Annotated in this window: 15 protein-coding genes and 4 pseudogenes; 16 read left to right on the top strand and 3 right to left on the bottom strand. The window is 59.0% G+C overall.

Going from position 1 to position 15634, the window contains the following annotated elements; all coding sequences use genetic code 11:
- Window positions 1–301: 301 nt before the first annotated feature.
- The 5 genes and pseudogenes from C5B91_RS18620 to C5B91_RS18600 all read left to right on the top strand — a co-directional run.
- Window positions 302–1030 (top strand): annotated as a pseudogene (locus tag C5B91_RS18620) (ISH3 family transposase); the annotation flags it as partial.
- Window positions 1031–1079: 49 nt separating this feature from the next.
- Entirely contained in the window at window positions 1080–2174 is a 1095-nt protein-coding gene (locus tag C5B91_RS18615) for an IS630 family transposase (RefSeq protein ID WP_115819505.1), read from the top strand.
- An 11-nt stretch (window positions 2175–2185) separates the two neighbouring features.
- A pseudogene (locus C5B91_RS18610) lies at window positions 2186–2614 on the top strand (ISH3 family transposase); the annotation flags it as partial.
- Between the two features lie 224 nt (window positions 2615–2838).
- Entirely contained in the window at window positions 2839–2982 is a 144-nt protein-coding gene (locus C5B91_RS23100) for a YHS domain-containing protein (protein ID WP_115819504.1), read from the top strand.
- Between the two features lie 64 nt (window positions 2983–3046).
- The gene (locus C5B91_RS18600) at window positions 3047–3367 is read left to right on the top strand and encodes a YHS domain-containing protein (RefSeq protein ID WP_115819503.1); all 321 of its coding nucleotides are present in this window, start codon (window positions 3047–3049) and stop codon (window positions 3365–3367) included.
- Between the two features lie 4 nt (window positions 3368–3371).
- On the opposite strand, the gene C5B91_RS18595 is transcribed toward C5B91_RS18600, so the two are convergent.
- A complete protein-coding gene (locus C5B91_RS18595) occupies window positions 3372–4304 on the bottom strand; it encodes an alpha/beta fold hydrolase (protein WP_115819502.1) in 933 nt (310 codons plus the stop codon).
- Window positions 4305–4397: 93 nt separating this feature from the next.
- Here C5B91_RS18595 and C5B91_RS18590 point away from each other — a divergent pair.
- Both C5B91_RS18590 and C5B91_RS18585 read left to right on the top strand, forming a co-directional pair.
- A pseudogene (locus C5B91_RS18590) lies at window positions 4398–4595 on the top strand (YHS domain-containing protein); the annotation flags it as partial.
- Between the two features lie 153 nt (window positions 4596–4748).
- On the top strand, window positions 4749–5198 hold the full coding sequence (locus tag C5B91_RS18585) for a universal stress protein (RefSeq protein ID WP_115819501.1): 450 nt from the start codon (window positions 4749–4751) through the stop codon (window positions 5196–5198).
- A 14-nt stretch (window positions 5199–5212) separates the two neighbouring features.
- On the opposite strand, the gene C5B91_RS18580 is transcribed toward C5B91_RS18585, so the two are convergent.
- On the bottom strand, window positions 5213–5524 hold the full coding sequence (locus C5B91_RS18580; protein ID WP_233514211.1) for an SHOCT domain-containing protein: 312 nt from the start codon (window positions 5522–5524) through the stop codon (window positions 5213–5215).
- A 112-nt stretch (window positions 5525–5636) separates the two neighbouring features.
- On the bottom strand, window positions 5637–6197 hold the full coding sequence (locus C5B91_RS18575) for a DoxX family membrane protein (RefSeq protein WP_115819499.1): 561 nt from the start codon (window positions 6195–6197) through the stop codon (window positions 5637–5639).
- Between the two features lie 114 nt (window positions 6198–6311).
- On the opposite strand from C5B91_RS18575, the gene C5B91_RS18570 reads away from it, so the two are divergent.
- The 9 genes and pseudogenes from C5B91_RS18570 (at window position 6312) to C5B91_RS18525 (ending at window position 15545) form a co-directional block, all read left to right on the top strand.
- The gene (locus C5B91_RS18570; protein WP_006183485.1) at window positions 6312–6662 is read left to right on the top strand and encodes a winged helix-turn-helix domain-containing protein; all 351 of its coding nucleotides are present in this window, start codon (window positions 6312–6314) and stop codon (window positions 6660–6662) included.
- Window positions 6663–6665: 3 nt separating this feature from the next.
- Window positions 6666–6941, top strand: coding sequence for a hypothetical protein (locus C5B91_RS18565; RefSeq protein ID WP_115819498.1), 276 nt, complete (start codon window positions 6666–6668; stop codon window positions 6939–6941).
- Between the two features lie 31 nt (window positions 6942–6972).
- A pseudogene (locus C5B91_RS18560) lies at window positions 6973–7386 on the top strand (HAD-IC family P-type ATPase); the annotation flags it as partial.
- 221 nt (window positions 7387–7607) lie between these two features.
- Window positions 7608–9020: a transposase gene (locus C5B91_RS18555; RefSeq protein WP_394337593.1), complete on the top strand. Its 1413-nt coding sequence runs from the start codon at window positions 7608–7610 to the stop codon at window positions 9018–9020.
- Window positions 9021–9695: 675 nt separating this feature from the next.
- Window positions 9696–10445 (top strand): helix-turn-helix domain-containing protein, encoded by a 750-nt coding sequence (locus C5B91_RS18550; protein WP_115819496.1) that lies wholly within the window; start codon window positions 9696–9698, stop codon window positions 10443–10445.
- Window positions 10446–10504: 59 nt separating this feature from the next.
- Window positions 10505–12874, top strand: coding sequence for a cation-translocating P-type ATPase (locus C5B91_RS18545; RefSeq protein ID WP_199519515.1), 2370 nt, complete (start codon window positions 10505–10507; stop codon window positions 12872–12874).
- A 444-nt stretch (window positions 12875–13318) separates the two neighbouring features.
- A complete protein-coding gene (hcsL, locus tag C5B91_RS18535; RefSeq protein WP_115819494.1) occupies window positions 13319–13693 on the top strand; it encodes a halo-CC-star protein HcsL in 375 nt (124 codons plus the stop codon).
- A complete protein-coding gene (gene hcsS / locus C5B91_RS18530; protein WP_394337592.1) occupies window positions 13690–13872 on the top strand; it encodes a halo-CC-star protein HcsS in 183 nt (60 codons plus the stop codon). The genes hcsL and hcsS overlap by 4 nt, the downstream gene beginning before the upstream one ends.
- Before the next feature lie 62 nt (window positions 13873–13934).
- Window positions 13935–15545: a transposase gene (locus tag C5B91_RS18525; protein WP_115819492.1), complete on the top strand. Its 1611-nt coding sequence runs from the start codon at window positions 13935–13937 to the stop codon at window positions 15543–15545.
- Window positions 15546–15634 lie beyond the last annotated feature (89 nt).

Raw genomic sequence — 15634 nt, 5'->3', positions numbered from 1 at the left:
GAACTTGGCCGATCTTTACGAACGTCGGCCCAAGGTTGAGCATCGCCTCCCGTAGACGGCGGGCACGCTGCTCGTGCTGGTCCCGTGGCACAGTGCGTGACCCACCGACGATCAGAAACCGATGCCGGTCACGGAGAAAGTGTAGGATGAACGGGGTGAACGTCCCGAGAATGCGAATTAGACGGAGAAGAAATCGAACCATGGGCGTTGTCATAGAGTTCTTCTGACGGCCCTTAATACGTGTCCGTCAGTCTCAGTCCCTCACAAAGCCGGTTAGTTAGAACGTCTGCTTGCTGATGGTGTGTTCAAGACCAAGCAAGCAGACAGTGAAATCCACGAAGACCAGCTCCTTAACTTTCTCGTCAACACGCTCAACGATGAAATCGTTCTTGACCTCGGCGCTAATGCTGAAATCGAAGTTGAGGACATCTACGAGGTCCTCGTCGGCGCGTGCGCCGACGGGACCTCGGTCTCTACACTGTGCAACTCCAGTGAAGAATCACCATCGGCGAACACGATCCTCTACCATCTGCGGACGAAGTTCGAGCCGGACCGGCTCGAACGAGTCGCTAACACGCTTCTCCAGCGAGATATCGTCGAACTCCTCCCCGAGCAGGTGGAGGTCTGCGCAGACCTCCACCTGCGACCCTACTACGGTGACGAAGACGAGACAGACGGCCTCTACCACTCCGAGGCCAAGCGCGGAACCACCGCGTTCCACGCCTACGCCACACTCTACGCGCGTGTGAAGAACAAACGACACACGCTGGCGGTGCGCCGTCTCGAAGACGGCGACACCGCCAGCAGCGTCCTCGCCGAGTTTCTTGGACTGCTCGACGGCCTTGACACCGAAGTCAAGGCCGTCTACCTCGATCGTGGATTCTACGACAGCAAGTGTCTCACGCTGTTGCAGGCGCACAACTACGCCTACGTGATGCCAATCATCAGATGGGGTGAGACGATTCAGCAGGAACTCTCAGAAGGCTGGAGTCGCGTCATCCAACACGACTTGACAGGGAAACTCGACGGTCCAATAATGAGCGCGAAAACCTTTGTTGGTCGCGTTGGATCAGAACGTAATGAGCGAAGGTCGTCGAAAGGAGATCACGTATCATCTTCCAGAGGAGAAGATCGACGAATTACTTCGTGAAGCCAAAGACGATCGTCGACAAGAGCGGTTGGGCTTTCTGAAGAACCTCTATTGCGGCGATTCGGTCGCGGAAGCTGCCGACCGCGAGGGACGGTCGGCAGCGACCGGCGGGCGCTGGGCTGATGCCTGGAACGAAGGTGGACTCGAAGCATTGATGCCGAGTTTCGGGGGCGGTCGGCCCCCGAAACTCGACGAAGACGAACAAGAACAGTTGGTCGAGATGCTTCGAGAAGGCCAGCCGTGGAAGTCACAAGAGATTCAGCATCTTCTCAAGGAAGAATTCGACGTTGAATTTCATCCGGATTATCTCGGGAAATTCCTCCGTGAGCTGGGCTTGTCCTATGCAAAACCCCGTCCGAAGCGTCCATATCGCCCGGAGAATCCTGAAGAGATTCTCGACGAACGCGTCGCCGACGCGCTCGACGAGGATGACAGTCCACACAACAAACGCGAAGGAGACGACGAAGAAGGATGGATTGTTGACGACGATATTTGTACAGATGGTGGAACTGTCCTCGGGTTTTTCGATGCTTCCCAACCGCAACCGTACGATAATTCACGTCGTGTCTGGTACGTAGACGACCCACACGTGGAACGGCCGTTAGTCAAGACAGAAGACTCGGCGGTTGGATTCTACGCATTGAACGGAGAGAGTACGGTTCGCTGGAAAGAAACCGAGGAGAAAGAGCGGATTTGCGAAGTGTTAGAAGCAGTGCGCGAGCAGAATCCCGGCAAGCGGATTCTGCTCGTCTTGGATAAGCACGGATCACACATCTGTGAATACACGCGCAAGCGCGCACATCAGCTTGGTATCGATCTCGTGTTCCTTCCCTCAGGATCACCCCATCTCAATCCGATCGAGCAGGTCTGGAAATACCTCAAGTGGACGATGGCACCGATTATCGTTGAGGACGAAGACGAGTTCCACGAACTCGTCAAGGACGTGTTTACTCAAGTGACACAACGAATCAGTTTTGCAAGAGACTGGTGCCAGAAGTTCCTCGATTTTCAAAAGTTTCCTTGATCATTACTGTGACCGTCGAGTTTCCTGTCTACATCGACTGTACGTACCTGAATGGACGGTATGACGAGAACGGTGTGGCGCGTCACGGCTACGCCGCTGACGCGCCGTTCATCGAGACACCACGCGACGCTCGATACCACTACAGCAAACGCTTCGGTATCGAGTCGAGCTATCGCTTGTCTGAGCAAGCGATAGCGACGACAACAACGCGAGACGCAACAGTGAGACTACTGTACGTCGTGGTGAGTCTCCTCTTGCAGAACGCGTGGCGGTATCTCCACTACGAATACGTGGCGACGCCCCGCCGAGGCGGGCGTCGCCTCTGGTGGTGGCCGTACAAGGAGTTCGTCAATATGGTTCGACGTGCCGCGTGGACGGCCCTCGCAGTGCGTCGGGCCGTCCCCGCCAACCGGCCACCGGACGACCGGTTCCACCGGTAGTCACTGACCGAGCAAGCGTCTTCGCAAGTGGCAACGCTGTCGCGTCGGCGGCAGACCGCCGCCGACAGCGACAGCTCCGTCCCCGATCAGCGCTGCTCGACAGGTATCGATGACTCATCACAACAGAATAGGTGGCTCAGGTCAGGCTAACTGGCGATGCTTTGTGAGGTACTGAGTCTCACTTCGAAATACCCAATCGGCTTGGAGACGGACATACGTACAGAATGCCCAGGGATCCCGTCTGTGGTATGCAACTCAGGGCTGACGAAGCGGTAGCTTCAGTCCGGCACGACGAGGTGACGTACTATCTCTGTAGCGAAGAATGTCGACAGCGCTTCGAGAAGCAACCTGCGGTATACACCGAATAGTGAGCCGACGCGTAGTAGCAATTGACCGACCGACGTTTATGAAAGGGCGAGGCGTACTGCCGGTATGTCAGTTGATCCTGTTTGTGGGATGGAACCGATCGAGTCTGACGAACTCACTGCCGAGTTCGAGGGGACGACGTACTACTTCTGTTCGATCGACTGCCGCGATTTCTTCGGGGAACACCCAAAGCGATTCGTCGACGAGCCACGACCCCACCTCTGTGATGCGAGTGGCGTAATGATACCGCGCTTGCACTACGGCCGCGCCGTCGGTGAGTTCGACCTGACGGTCGCCGGCCCGGAATCGCTGAGCGTCGGTCTCGAGGATGTTACCGACCTTCAGTTCGATCTCGAACGGGCACTTAAAGCTGCAGAATGGCAGTAATTCCTTAGCGAACGTCGGATACTTCGCCATCGTTTTCGTCGACCGATTCTCGAATCGTCGTTTCCAGATCCCGGTCCTCTCGAACCGTCTTGACAAGCGCTTCAAGCAGACTGTTATACGCATTCGGGCGCTCTATCATCGCGACGTGACCGGTACGCTGTAGCCTGCAGAATACGCTCTCGGGAATCCGCCTCGCGGTTCCGCGTGCCACCTCGATGGGAACGATGCCGTCGGCTGGTCCGTGGATGACGAGCGTTGGGGCGTCGACTCGCTCGATATCGGGGCGACCGTCGTACCCCCAGAAGGCCTCGGTGACAGTCGTCCACGCTGAGCGACGGTGGGGAAGTGGGTTTGATTGCAGGAAGTCTTCGACAACGGCCCGTGACGTCCCTTCATGGAAGCCGACGCTGTATGCTAACTGCCGTATGAGCGCGTCGTTCGCGGAGATTTTGTAGAGTTGGAGTGCGAGAAACAGTCGTAAGAGCGGTTTCTCCCACATGGGTGTTAGGTCGTGGTCACCCCCAGCATGTAAAACGAGCCCAGCCGTCGGGTTGCGCTTCGCGTACTCGATTGCGAGGGAGGTACCATAACTGTGGCCGTGGACGATAGGGCACTCGATGTCGAGTTCATCGAGGAGATTCGCGAGATCGGAAACATGTCCCGAAAGGGTCTGCTCTTGGCGTGTGGTCGATTGTCCGTTACCGGCGAGCGCGTACGTGACTAGTTTGTGACTCCCTTTAAAAGCGTCAAGCTGTGGGTACGGGTTCCAAAGTGACCCGAGACCACCGTGGACAAATACGATTGCTGGGTCTGGACCAGGAAGATGCAGTGTCTCCAGTGTGACTGATTCTGACACCTGAATGGGTGTCGATTCTGGGAGCAACTCTCGAACATCGTCGAACTTGACGTATCCCAGAGGGAAGTCAGATGAAGACATACTAAAACACTTTGCCGAGTGGGATATTCAGGGATTCGGCGCATAGAGCGCATACAGGATGGAAAGCATCCCCGCTGCCGCGACTAGTGCAGCCACGAGACAGGCCTCGGCGCGCCCGGTCCGTACCGCGACCCCGTCTGTGGCATGCGGACTGACGACAGCAAGCCATCGGCGACGCACGACGGCGAGACGTACTACTTCTGCTCGCAGACCTGCAAGGAGACCTTCGGGGAGAACTCGGACGAAAACGCCACCGGGCATCCGATGGTGATGGAGGGGCACGACCACTGACGGACAGCTCGTTGATGGTTCACAGTATCGAGTGAGTCCGTCCGTCGTGCTTGGACACATCCGCTGACGCGGCCATACTGAACCCGCTACCGTGACTCTTGAGCGGAGAGAATTGGAAGTCAATTTATGATACCGCCTTCGAATTCCGACTGAATGTACGACCGAATTCTCCTGTCGACCGATGGAACTGTCGCGTCTGAAGATGCTGAAACGCACGCGATCGAGCTCGCAGCCGCTCACAACGCGGTCCTTCACGTGCTCTACGTCGTTGACGAGGATGTCGTGACTGCCTACAGCGGGGACGAGTACGTCGACGAGGCCGAAGGTCCCGAACACGGGCTCGAAGAACACGGCGAGGAGACGCTTTCGGAACTCCGACGTCGAGCCGCAGAGACCGATGTCGATGTCGAGACGACGATGCAACATGGCCGCCCCGCTGAGACCATCGTGAATCACGCAGACGACTGTGACGCCGATCTCCTCGTGCTCGGTACCAAACGCCGGCCGGACGAATATCGGGCGTTACTCGGAAGTGTCACCAACCGTGTTCTCCGATTGACGACTCGTCCGGCAACCGTCGTGAAAACCGAAGTCATCGAGTAGGGAACGACCGGCCGCTACCGTCCATCATCTGGTCTGAGACGGGCGCGACGGCGGTCGAACTCCTCGTCGCCGATCTCGCCACGGGCGTACCGCTCTTGGAGGACGGCGAGTGCGCTATCCTCGGCGGGGCCGTTCGATTGCGACCGCGTCCCCAGCCAGTAGATGAAACCGAGGGGGACGGCGACGAGGAGTGCCATCCACAGGAGACCGAACAGCATCATCCCCCAGCCCCAGCTACCCCATCCGGCCATGTGGCCGTCGTTCCACATGCCGTCGTGCCAGCCCCACATCATTGCATCTGGGACAGTCGCGTGTGTTAGCGCCATTCCGGCGACGACGGCCAGAGCCAGCGCTCCGACGACGATGAGTCCCAGAGAACGAATTCCGCGTGCTTGAATTGGATTTTGCATTATTGTACTCCCAAAGGTCTCGGCGTGGTTAGCCGAGGATGTATTCGAGGGCGGGGTAGCGCTCGACGAGCGTCTCGCCGCCGACGTCGTAGTTCTCGATGTACTGGTCGAGGCCCAGGATGCGGCCCGCGGCGAACGCGGCGACCGCGAGGAACACGAGCATGTATGCGAAGTCCCCGTTGATGAACCCGTGACCCATGTCCCAGTTCCCGAAGTAGAACATGAGCATCATGAGCGCGCCGAAGAACGCCGCGAGGCGGACGAACGCACCAACGAGCAGCCCAAGACCGATTAACAACTCGCCCCACGGGACGGCGACGTTGGCGAACTCGACGAACCACGGCGTCGACCCCATCCACGCGAACAGGCCCGCAAGCGGGTTGCCGTTCGTCGCGGCAACGTTCGACAGGTAGCCGCCGGCCGCGAACTCGCCGGTGATCTTGGTGAACCCGGAGTACGCGAACGCGTAGCCCATCATGAGACGGAGCGCGAGCACGAACCACGCGCTAAGGCTGTGGACTTTCCCGCCGACGGTCAGGCCGCCGACTTTGCTCTCGAGCTGGTTCATGCCGGAGTCGAGTGGGGACATAATTATTGCACCTTCAACTATCAGTAGGCGGGTAGAGACGATATAATAGCGAGCTGGCGTGCTGAGTCAGAAAACCGGGGGGCTATATTACCCTCCTGTGGAGATTAGAGGAGTGTGACTGAGGAGGCCGACCCGTCGGAGGTCTTCGCGACACTCGACGACGAGTACGCCCGCGACATCCTCGTGGCGACGAAGACCGACCGACTCTCCGCGAAGGAACTCAGCGAGGAATGCGACATGTCACGCCCGACCGTCTCGCGGCGTGTCACCCGCCTCGTTGAACAGGGCCTCCTCGAGGAGTACACGCATGTCGACCCCGGCGGACGGCACTACAGCGAGTACGAAGCGCGACTCGAGCGTGTCGAAGTCCTCCTGCAGGCGGAGGGCTTCGACGTGCAGATCGACGTCCGGCCGGACCCCGCCGACCGGATTACGTCAATCTTCGAGGAAATGCGGGGAGACTGACTCATGGAACACACGTTATTCGTCATCGGCAAGCTGTTCACGACCGTATTGGCCCTCGTCATCGCCTATCAGGCCTATCGCGGATACCAGCGCCATCGCACGCAGTTGCTTCTGTACGTCGCCGCCGGCTTCGCGCTGGTCGGGCTGGGCGGCCTTCTCGAAGGTGTTCTCTTCGAACTCCTCCAAGTGTCGATCTTCGAAGCAGGATTCGTCGCAGCACTCGTCACCGCCGCCGGGATGCTATCGATCCTCTACGCCCTGTATGCCCCGAACCCCTGAAGATTCGGGGCGTTCATTCGAGAAGCGGCCCGTCGACGGAAACGAGGTGTACGTCGGCGGGCCGAACCTGTTGACCCAGCTCGATAGCGAGATCCCCGACCATCTCCAGCGCTTCGCTGAAGAGGCTGGCCAGAACGCCCAGACTGTGGTGTATCTCGTTCGTGACGGCGAGCTGATCGCTGCTTTCGCGATGGCCGACGTGATCCGCGAGGAGAGTTTCCGCGTCGTCGACGCACTCCACGATCTGGGCATCGAGGTGGCGATGCTGACCGGCGACTCCCAGGACGTCGCCAATGCTGTCGCCGACGAACTGGGCATCGACACGGTGTTCGCGGAGGTCCTCCCCGAAGACAAGGACGAGAAAGTCCAGGAACTCCAGGACCAGGAGACTTACAGAGTACTTGTTTGTGCTGACCGATTCAACAGCAGCGGTTCCTGCGCAAAGAGGATGGGATCGCGCCGCTTGTGTGACTGGCTGATGGGATAGCTCACATGACTTCTCAGGAGCACCGATTGACCGACGCCTACCTTGTCGGGTTGACACTCACAGAGGCACTCAAAGCCGATCAGTCCCTCTGCACGGCTCTTCGAACTCTGGAGGGGCCGTTCGATTCGCTCAATGACGGCTACCCAGAGTGGCATCCAGCACCGCACTCGTTCGAGGGGATGGTACGCTTGTTACTCTACCGCGAACTCACTGGCGAAAGCTACCGTTCGCTCGCCCAGTATCCCGAACTCGCAGTTGTCTTCGACTTGGAGAAAATCCCCGACGAATCGGTGCTCTCGCGGACCTGGCGTAACCGGTTCGACGAGGCGACCCGGGAGTTCGTCACCACAGCCGCCCACTACGTCATCAAGGAAGTCCACGATCGCGACATCTCAGCGCCGGAGGTGCGGCCTAAGGCAGAGATCGTCGACGATGAGCAAGAAGCCGCAGATCCAGTAGAAGACAAATCCTTCTCACAGGAGGAGATCATCCAGACAACGCGCCTCGCGCGTGATCACGCCTTCGGTCACTTCGACTCTGGTCGGGCGTCGAACGCCTCGTACGAGGACACACAATTCTTTGAGCTACAGACGTTCATGGGGATGGTCCACTGTGGAACTGCGCAGGGAGCGACTCGCTTCCAATATCGCCATGGCGAAGAGTACAGCCCCCATGGTGATACCCACCTCCGCGCCGTCAAGCAGTTCGATCCCGAAGAACTCGTGAACGGATTCAACGAGACAACGGATCGCTTGCTCTCCGTGATCGCCTCAGAAGCATCCTTTCGAAGGCCGGTCACCGCGGCAATCGATATCACGACTATTCCCTACTACGGAGAGGTCGAAGGAATGCCGATGGTCAGCGGGACCAAGGACAGAGACGGTCGAGCATTCAAATTCGCAACCCTCTCGATCATCGGGCAGAACATCCCGCTCGTTCTGGCGGTTGAGCCGGTCCGTGAGAGTTCCGAGTGGGATGAGAACCCGTCGAATCAGATCCATCGTACTGTGCGACGGCTCGTTCGACGAGCGAAAGAACAAGTTCCGATCGAGACGGTGCTGTGTGATCGAGAGTTTGACTCGATACAAGTGTTCCAGACACTCTCAAACCTCGATGTGAACTACCTCATTCCGAAGCGAGTCTCAAGCTCCGAACGGGATGTGCTCGAACAAATGGAGGGAGACGACCAAGAGGTGGCTGTTGAGTCGGCTTCTATCCATGTAGAATCTGGATCGCATCCAATGCGGCTCCTGTACGTGCCGTCGACGAGTGGGGAGGGAACGGCCGTCTTCGCGACGAATCTACGAGTCGGTCCTGAGGAAGCCGAGACATTCTGTCAGCGCTACAGCCGCCGGTGGCAGATCGAGAGTGAGTACAAATCGATCAAAGGTGATTTTCTCGCGAAGACCTCCTCGAAAGATTACCGTGTTCGCCTATTCTACTTCGTGTTCGCGGTCTTACTCTACAATATCTGGAGGCTCACCGACTTCCTGCTGAAGGCAGGTGTCGACGGAGAGATGGACTACGCACCAGTGTTGACTGCGGGTGAGTGTGTTGAACTCGTTGCCTCGGCGTTGATCCCGCACGACTAATCGGCTGAGCTCTCGCTGAGTTCGCCGCTCAAGAGTGACAACCGTATTCAGCAGCGCCAAAATCCACGCAATTTCGTACGCTCGTCCGGTAGTTCGAGAGTAAGGATTCAAAATCGATCCCCGACCGCTGGGAATCACCACGACTTGATGGCGATTCGATCCAAAACTAGCCTATCCTCCGAAACTGTGGGGACCACAACCTCGGAGGATGGTTTTGATGCATGCCTTCTATTCAGAACTTCTGCCTGAGTATTTATTCGTGGGACGCCACGAACCCCCCTAATCTGACGATTTTCACCGATAGAAGCTACCAGAAACTAATGGGCCCCACAAACAGAGCGCTGGCCGGTTTTTCTGACGTTCGACAAGCAGACGCTCGTGGAGATTGTACAAGTCAGAGCTAGCTGACCGCAGAAAACAATTCAGGTATAATCGACGAGCGACGCGAGGAGTACGCGGGGACCTCTTGCTGGCGCTCGGGAAGACATTCGGCCGCCGTCGATGTCGACCCAGAGGATCACGGGTCGGTCAACGACGCCGATCTGCAGGCGCAGTACGCCGCCGAGGCCCAGCGAATGCAGGAGATACACGACCCTGGTGACGTGATCTGACTCCAGTTAACACGATAGCAGCACCGAGCCGACGTGTTATATCCAGCCACCCCCTACGCGTGGTATGCGCGAACTCGTCTTCGCCCTCGAATACAAGCCGGGGTGCAACCGGGTGGCGGACGCCCTCGCCGACCACCCCGACGCCCGCGTCCGCTCGCTCTCGCTGCACGCCACTACTGAGCAGCTCTGGCGAGTCGACCACGCTACCGGCAGCCCGGACGCCCTCGACGCCATCGAGGACGCGTTTCGCACCAGTGACTACTACGCTGACTGTCTCGCTACCGAGGACTGTGGTGCCACCCAGACCACCCGCGTTCTCGACCGCATGGACGACACGCTCGTCCTCTACTCCGACTGGGAGCGAACCCCTTCCTGTGCGTCCGTCCCCCACATCGCTCGTGACCACCTCGGCGACGGCGTGCTGTTCGAGACCCGTCACGAGGGCCACCACTACACGTGGCGACTCATCCACTCCGGAGAGGGTGACGTGTCCGCGTTCTTCGATGCCCTCAAAGTCGCCGTCGGGGACTGTGCACGAATGGAGATGCTCCGAACCGCGGACACGACGGCGTCAGGGGGAGGAGTCGACGAGACGCAAAGTGGCATGTCTCCGGAGCAAGAGGCCGCGCTTCAGGCAGCCGTCGAACACGGATACTATGAGTCCCCACGTGAGGTCGACGTCGGCGAACTGGCTGAGCATCTCAACGTGCCACGGTCGACGCTCACCTACCGGCTTCGCCGGGCGGAGGAACACTTAGCGAAGCAGCACGTCGCCGGGGAACGATTCCCCGAAGAGCCCCCGGCAACACGTTGATCCTTAGTTTGGAATATTCCAACAAAGCCTTATCGAACTGACGCACCTACCGTGAGGTGATGACAGAGAATCCGGACACAGCGGGGGAGACGAGCGGGGGTGGGCAGCGGCGGGAGCTGACCGCTCGCCTCGTCGTCCCCGAGATGGACTGTCCGTCCTGCGCCCAGAAGGTCGACAAGAGCCTCCAACGCGTCGACGGCGTCGTCGACGCCACGCTCCAACCGACCACCGGCACAGCCAACGTCACGTACGACCCAGACCGCATCAGCGAGGCCGACGTGGTCGAAGCAATCGAAGCCGCTGGCTACGAGGTCGTTGGAGGGTCGGATTCCGACGACGATGAGCGAGAGGAGGCGACCGATGGCGTCGACATCGCGCCGCCGTCGGAGATCTGGACGAGCCCCCGCGCGAAGAAGACGTGGCTCGGCGCGGCGCTTGTCACTCTCGGTCTCCTCTTCGAGTTCCTCTTCATCGGACAGAACATCACGGTGGCGAGCGTTCTTGAGAATCCGCTCCACATCGCTGATGTCCTGTTCCTCGGGGCCGTCGCCGCTAGTGGCGTCCCGGTCGTCCGCAGCGGCTACTACTCCGCGAAGAATCGCTCGCTCGACATCGACCTGCTGATGGGGACGGCGATCATCGCCGCGACCGGCATCGGCTACTTCGTCGAGGCCGCGACGCTGGCTGTCCTGTTCAGCATCGCCGAGTTGCTCGAGGACTACGCGATGGACAGGGCACGGGACTCCCTGCGCGAACTGATGGAGTTGTCGCCCGATGAGGCGACTGTCCTTCGCGATGGTGAGGAAGTAACTGTCCCCGCCGAGGAGGTGGAAGTGGGCGAGATCGTCGTCGTCCGCCCCGGCGACAAGATTCCGCTTGACGGGACGATCATCGAAGGCGAGAGTGCAGTCGACCAGTCGCCGATCACCGGCGAGAGTGTGCCTGTTGACAAGAATGTTGGCGATGAAGTGTACGCGGGCAGCATCAACGAGGAAGGATACCTCGAGTTCGAGGCCACTTCGGCCGCCTCGGAGTCGACGCTCTCGCAGATCATCGAGATGGTACAGGGCGCACAGGCGAAGAAAACCGAGTCTGAGCAGTTCGTCGACCGGTTCTCCGGCTACTACACACCCCTCGTAGTCGTGCTGGCAATCCTGACCGCCGCTATCCCGCCGCTGGTCATCGCTGACCCCATCTCGGTCGACCTGGCCGGGTACGGGTTCACCTTCGCGAGCGACTGGCAGACGTGGTTCATCCGAGGGCTCACTCTGCTGGTAATCGCCTGCCCGTGTGCGTTCGTCATCTCTACACCCGTCTCGGTGGTGTCGGGAATCACTAGCGCTGCGAAGAACGGCGTCCTAATCAAGGGCGGCAACTACCTTGAGGCCATGGGCGAGGTTGACGCCGTCGCCCTCGACAAGACGGGGACACTCACGAAGGGCGAACTCGTCGTCACCGACGTCATCCCGGTCGGCGGAACTACGGAGGATAATCTGCTCCGTCGCGCCGCCGGGCTGGAGCGGCGCAGTGAGCATCCCATCGCTACGGCGATTCTCGCCCGCGCTGAGGAGGCGGGCGTGGGTGACTTGCCCGACCCGACTGGCTTCGAGAGCCTCACGGGGAAGGGCATCCGGGGCGAGATCGACGGCGAGACGTACTATGCAGGCAAGCCCGCGCTCTTCGAGGAGCTGGGCTTCGACCTCTCGCGGACACACCGCGAGACGGACGGCGGCGTCGTGGCGGAAGAGTCGGCAGAGTCCGACGACGGGGCGTTCGCCGAGGACGCGCTCGCCACACTGGAGCGGGAGGGCAAGACGGTAGTTATTGTCGGGATGGAATCGGAATTGCTGGGTGCGATCGCCATCGCCGACGAGGTGCGCCCGGCCTCGAAGCGTGCCGTCGAACGCCTACACGAGCTGGGCGTCGAGCGTGTGGTGATGCTGACCGGCGACAACGAGGGCACTGCCCGCGCCATCGCCGACGAGGTCGGCGTCGACGAGTACCGCGCCGAACTCCTGCCTGAGGAGAAGGTCGACGCTGTCGAGGAGTTGCAGGCGGAGTACGGCGAGGTGGCAATGGTTGGTGACGGCATCAACGATGCGCCTGCACTCGCCACTGCGGAGGTCGGCATCGCGATGGGTGCGGCTGGGACGGACACCGCGCTCGAGACCGCCGACATCGCGCTGATGGGGGACGACGTCGGAAAGCTCCCCTACCTGTACGACCTGTCGCATACAGCCAACGGCGTGATCCGGCAGAACATCTGGTCGAGCCTCGGCGTGAAGGCCCTGCTTGCACTCGGCGTCCCACTGGGACTGGTGAGCGTCGCGGTCGCGGTCATCGTCGGCGACATGGGGATGAGCCTCGGCGTCACCGGGAACGCGATGCGGTTGTCGCGAATCGAGCCCGACCGATTCGTCGACGCGTGAACTGAAGAGCAGAACCACCTTTAGGATCCAACGCGTTCTGAGGCATGGGCCAATAGGTGAGTTGGTTTGGGACAGCTGCTGCTTTTCGGGGATTGTAAGCACTAAGCCTTCGTGGGCTCATAATCCCATGACTGAGGAACTATCCGACGATCCGTTTCACGGCTGCGAGTTGAGTCCCCAACGCGATTCTCGGGACACACACCTTCGGAGATATCCTGTTTACAAGACACACATCGTTTCAATCAGCCAGGCCAGTAGAGGCCGATTGCTCGGGTTGTCGGGCTTCTTCGACCGAGTAGATCAGAGTCCCAGCGAACAGTATGAGACTACCGACGATGAACAGCGCACTAAGCGGTGAGGGTGAATCGACGAACTCAGCGCGTTCGGCGACGAGGTGACCGGACTGGATGCACTTGACGAGCAGGTCACGGAGGTGCCACAGCAATGAGCGACGCCGAATCAGTCGACAGTGTCGAGGACGCCGTCGAAGCGAAACTTCAAACCTTCATCGATGCCGTTGCGGACAGCGAGACCTATCAGCAGTTCATTGAGGCCAACAAGCAGCTCGAAAGCGATCCCGAAGCGATGGATCTGCTCGATGAGTACCGACAGAAGCAGCGACAGATGCAACAGGACTTCGATCAAGAACTCATGGCTGAGCTCCAAGAGATCCAGACGGAAATCTCGGACAATGAGACGATCCAGCAGCACAGGGACGCCCAGTCGGCACTAGTCGAGTTGCTCCAAGAGACCAACGACGTAATCAGCGAGCCGATCGGTATGGAGTTCGCCCAGTCCTCGGGAGGTGGGTGCTGTTGAGCACCGCTGACCAAGAGGTATTGGTGGCCGCCGAGGAACTCGGCGAGGAGCTCCGAAACGCCCAACAGGAATCCAGCCAGTTCGAATTCAACTCACTGCTGCTGCGCTGCAACGATGCGATCACTGAGGAGATCGGCGTCGACTACGGCGATGCTTGCGATACTGACGATTGCTGTTAGTCGACAATCACCCTGATTTCGACGCAACCCTCAATCTATGACGTTAGCACAAGGCGATTGAGATGCCGGACTTGCTGGACCCGCTTTCAGATCGTGCCTGCCGGATGACCGATGCCTACAGTGCGGGGATCGAAATTACTGAACAGTTGAGAGCAGGGGACTCTCTCCGGTTGAGTATCGCAGAGAGTACGGTTCGAGCTGAATTACTTGATGATGGGTATCCCAAGTGGCATCCTGCTCCGCATTCGTTTCTCGGGATGGTCCGGCTCCTCATTTACCGGGAAATCACCGGTGACAGTTATCGGGCACTGGCTCGGTATCAGGAGCTCGCTGAGCCATTGGGTTTAGATCGGGTCCCCGACGAGTCCGTACTGTCGCGAACGTGGCGCAAACGCTTCGACGACGGTGTCCGCGAGTTTGTTCGGATTGCCGCCCACTTCGTTGTCAAAGAGATCCACGACCGTGATATCTCAGCCCCTAGTGTTCGACCGAAATCTGAGGTTGTCGACGAAGAAAACCGGACCACCGAGGACGACGAGGCATCTGGTCGAGAGTTCACTGACGAGCAAATCTACCGGACTACCCGACTCGCTCGGGACCACGGCTTTGGCGGGTTCGACTCTGGCCGCGCTGCTAATGCTACGTATGAGGATACGCAGTTCTTCGAGTTACAGACCTTCATGGGGATGGTTGGCTGTGGGACACCACAGGGTGCAACCCGGTTCCAGTACCGACACGGGGCGGACGGTAGTCCACACGGCGATACACATCTCAGAGCGGTCAAGCAGTTCGACCCTGACTCTTTGATCGATGGGTTCGAGGCGGCAACGGATCGACTACTCTCGGCGATCAAATCTGAAGCCTCGTTCCGTCGACCAGTCACGGTTGCTATCGACATTACGACCGTGCCATACTACGGTGATGTTGATGGGATGCCGATGGTTAGTGGGCTTGATCGGGAGAACCGAGCGTTCAAATTCGCCACGCTATCGATTGTCGGACTGAACATCCCACTCATTCTGGCTGTGGAACCTATCCGTGAGAGTTCAGCATGGGACGAGAACCCATCGAACCAGATTCACCGCGTCGTCCGTCGACTCGTGACACGAGCGAAAGAACACGTCCCAATTGAGACGGTACTCTGTGATCGAGAATTTGATGCGCAGCGAGTCTACCAGACACTCTCGAATCTCGGAGTGAATTACCTTGTCCCGAAACGAATCAACAGCACCGAGCAGGAAGTGATCGAGACGATGGAGGCTGACGGACAGGCTGTCGCGGTGGAATCGGCGTCTGTTCATGTTGAGGCAGGAAGCCATTCGATGCAGTTCCTGTACGTACCGTCAACCAAAGGTGATGGGACAACCGTCTTCGCAACGAACCTTCGAGTCGGGCCCGACGAAGCCGAGACGTTCTGTCGGCGCTACAGCCGCCGCTGGCAGATCGAAAACGAGTACAAGAGTATCAAGGGCGACTTCTTAGCGAAGACGTCCTCAAAGGACTATCGTGTACGGCTGTTCTACTTCGTGTTCGCCGTGCTATTGTACAATATTTGGCGACTCACCGATTTCCTGCTGAAAGCCGATGTTGACGGTGAGATGGACTACGCACCGGTTCTGACGGCTGGCGAGTGTGTCGAGTTGGTTTGCTCAGCACTGATCCCAGCTGATTAGTCGACTAAAGGCCCTCTGAGCCCGCCACTCAGGAGTAGCAACGCTGTTCTGGCGCAACGAAATCTACGGAATCCTCCATACTTGTCCGA

The organism is Haloferax sp. Atlit-10N (assembly GCF_003586325.1).
Taxonomy (GTDB): Archaea; Halobacteriota; Halobacteria; order Halobacteriales; family Haloferacaceae; genus Haloferax; species Haloferax prahovense.
This window is presented reverse-complemented; position numbering and strand designations above follow the sequence as displayed.

What these genes read in the sequence shown, in the direction of transcription:
- C5B91_RS18615 (WP_115819505.1), top strand. Translation starts at nt 1,080, where the DNA reads ATGAGCGAAGGTCGTCGAAAGGAGATCACGTATCATCTTCCAGAGGAG.
- C5B91_RS23100 (WP_115819504.1), top strand. Translation starts at nt 2,839, where the DNA reads ATGCCCAGGGATCCCGTCTGTGGTATGCAACTCAGGGCTGACGAAGCG.
- C5B91_RS18600 (WP_115819503.1), top strand. Translation starts at nt 3,047, where the DNA reads ATGTCAGTTGATCCTGTTTGTGGGATGGAACCGATCGAGTCTGACGAA.
- C5B91_RS18595 (WP_115819502.1), bottom strand. Translation starts at nt 4,304, where the DNA reads ATGTCTTCATCTGACTTCCCTCTGGGATACGTCAAGTTCGACGATGTT.
- C5B91_RS18585 (WP_115819501.1), top strand. Translation starts at nt 4,749, where the DNA reads ATGTACGACCGAATTCTCCTGTCGACCGATGGAACTGTCGCGTCTGAA.
- C5B91_RS18580 (WP_233514211.1), bottom strand. Translation starts at nt 5,524, where the DNA reads ATGGCGCTAACACACGCGACTGTCCCAGATGCAATGATGTGGGGCTGG.
- C5B91_RS18575 (WP_115819499.1), bottom strand. Translation starts at nt 6,197, where the DNA reads ATGTCCCCACTCGACTCCGGCATGAACCAGCTCGAGAGCAAAGTCGGC.
- C5B91_RS18565 (WP_115819498.1), top strand. Translation starts at nt 6,666, where the DNA reads ATGGAACACACGTTATTCGTCATCGGCAAGCTGTTCACGACCGTATTG.
- C5B91_RS18555 (WP_394337593.1), top strand. Translation starts at nt 7,608, where the DNA reads ATGGTACGCTTGTTACTCTACCGCGAACTCACTGGCGAAAGCTACCGT.
- C5B91_RS18550 (WP_115819496.1), top strand. Translation starts at nt 9,696, where the DNA reads ATGCGCGAACTCGTCTTCGCCCTCGAATACAAGCCGGGGTGCAACCGG.
- C5B91_RS18545 (WP_199519515.1), top strand. Translation starts at nt 10,505, where the DNA reads ATGACAGAGAATCCGGACACAGCGGGGGAGACGAGCGGGGGTGGGCAG.
- hcsL (WP_115819494.1), top strand. Translation starts at nt 13,319, where the DNA reads ATGAGCGACGCCGAATCAGTCGACAGTGTCGAGGACGCCGTCGAAGCG.
- C5B91_RS18525 (WP_115819492.1), top strand. Translation starts at nt 13,935, where the DNA reads ATGCCGGACTTGCTGGACCCGCTTTCAGATCGTGCCTGCCGGATGACC.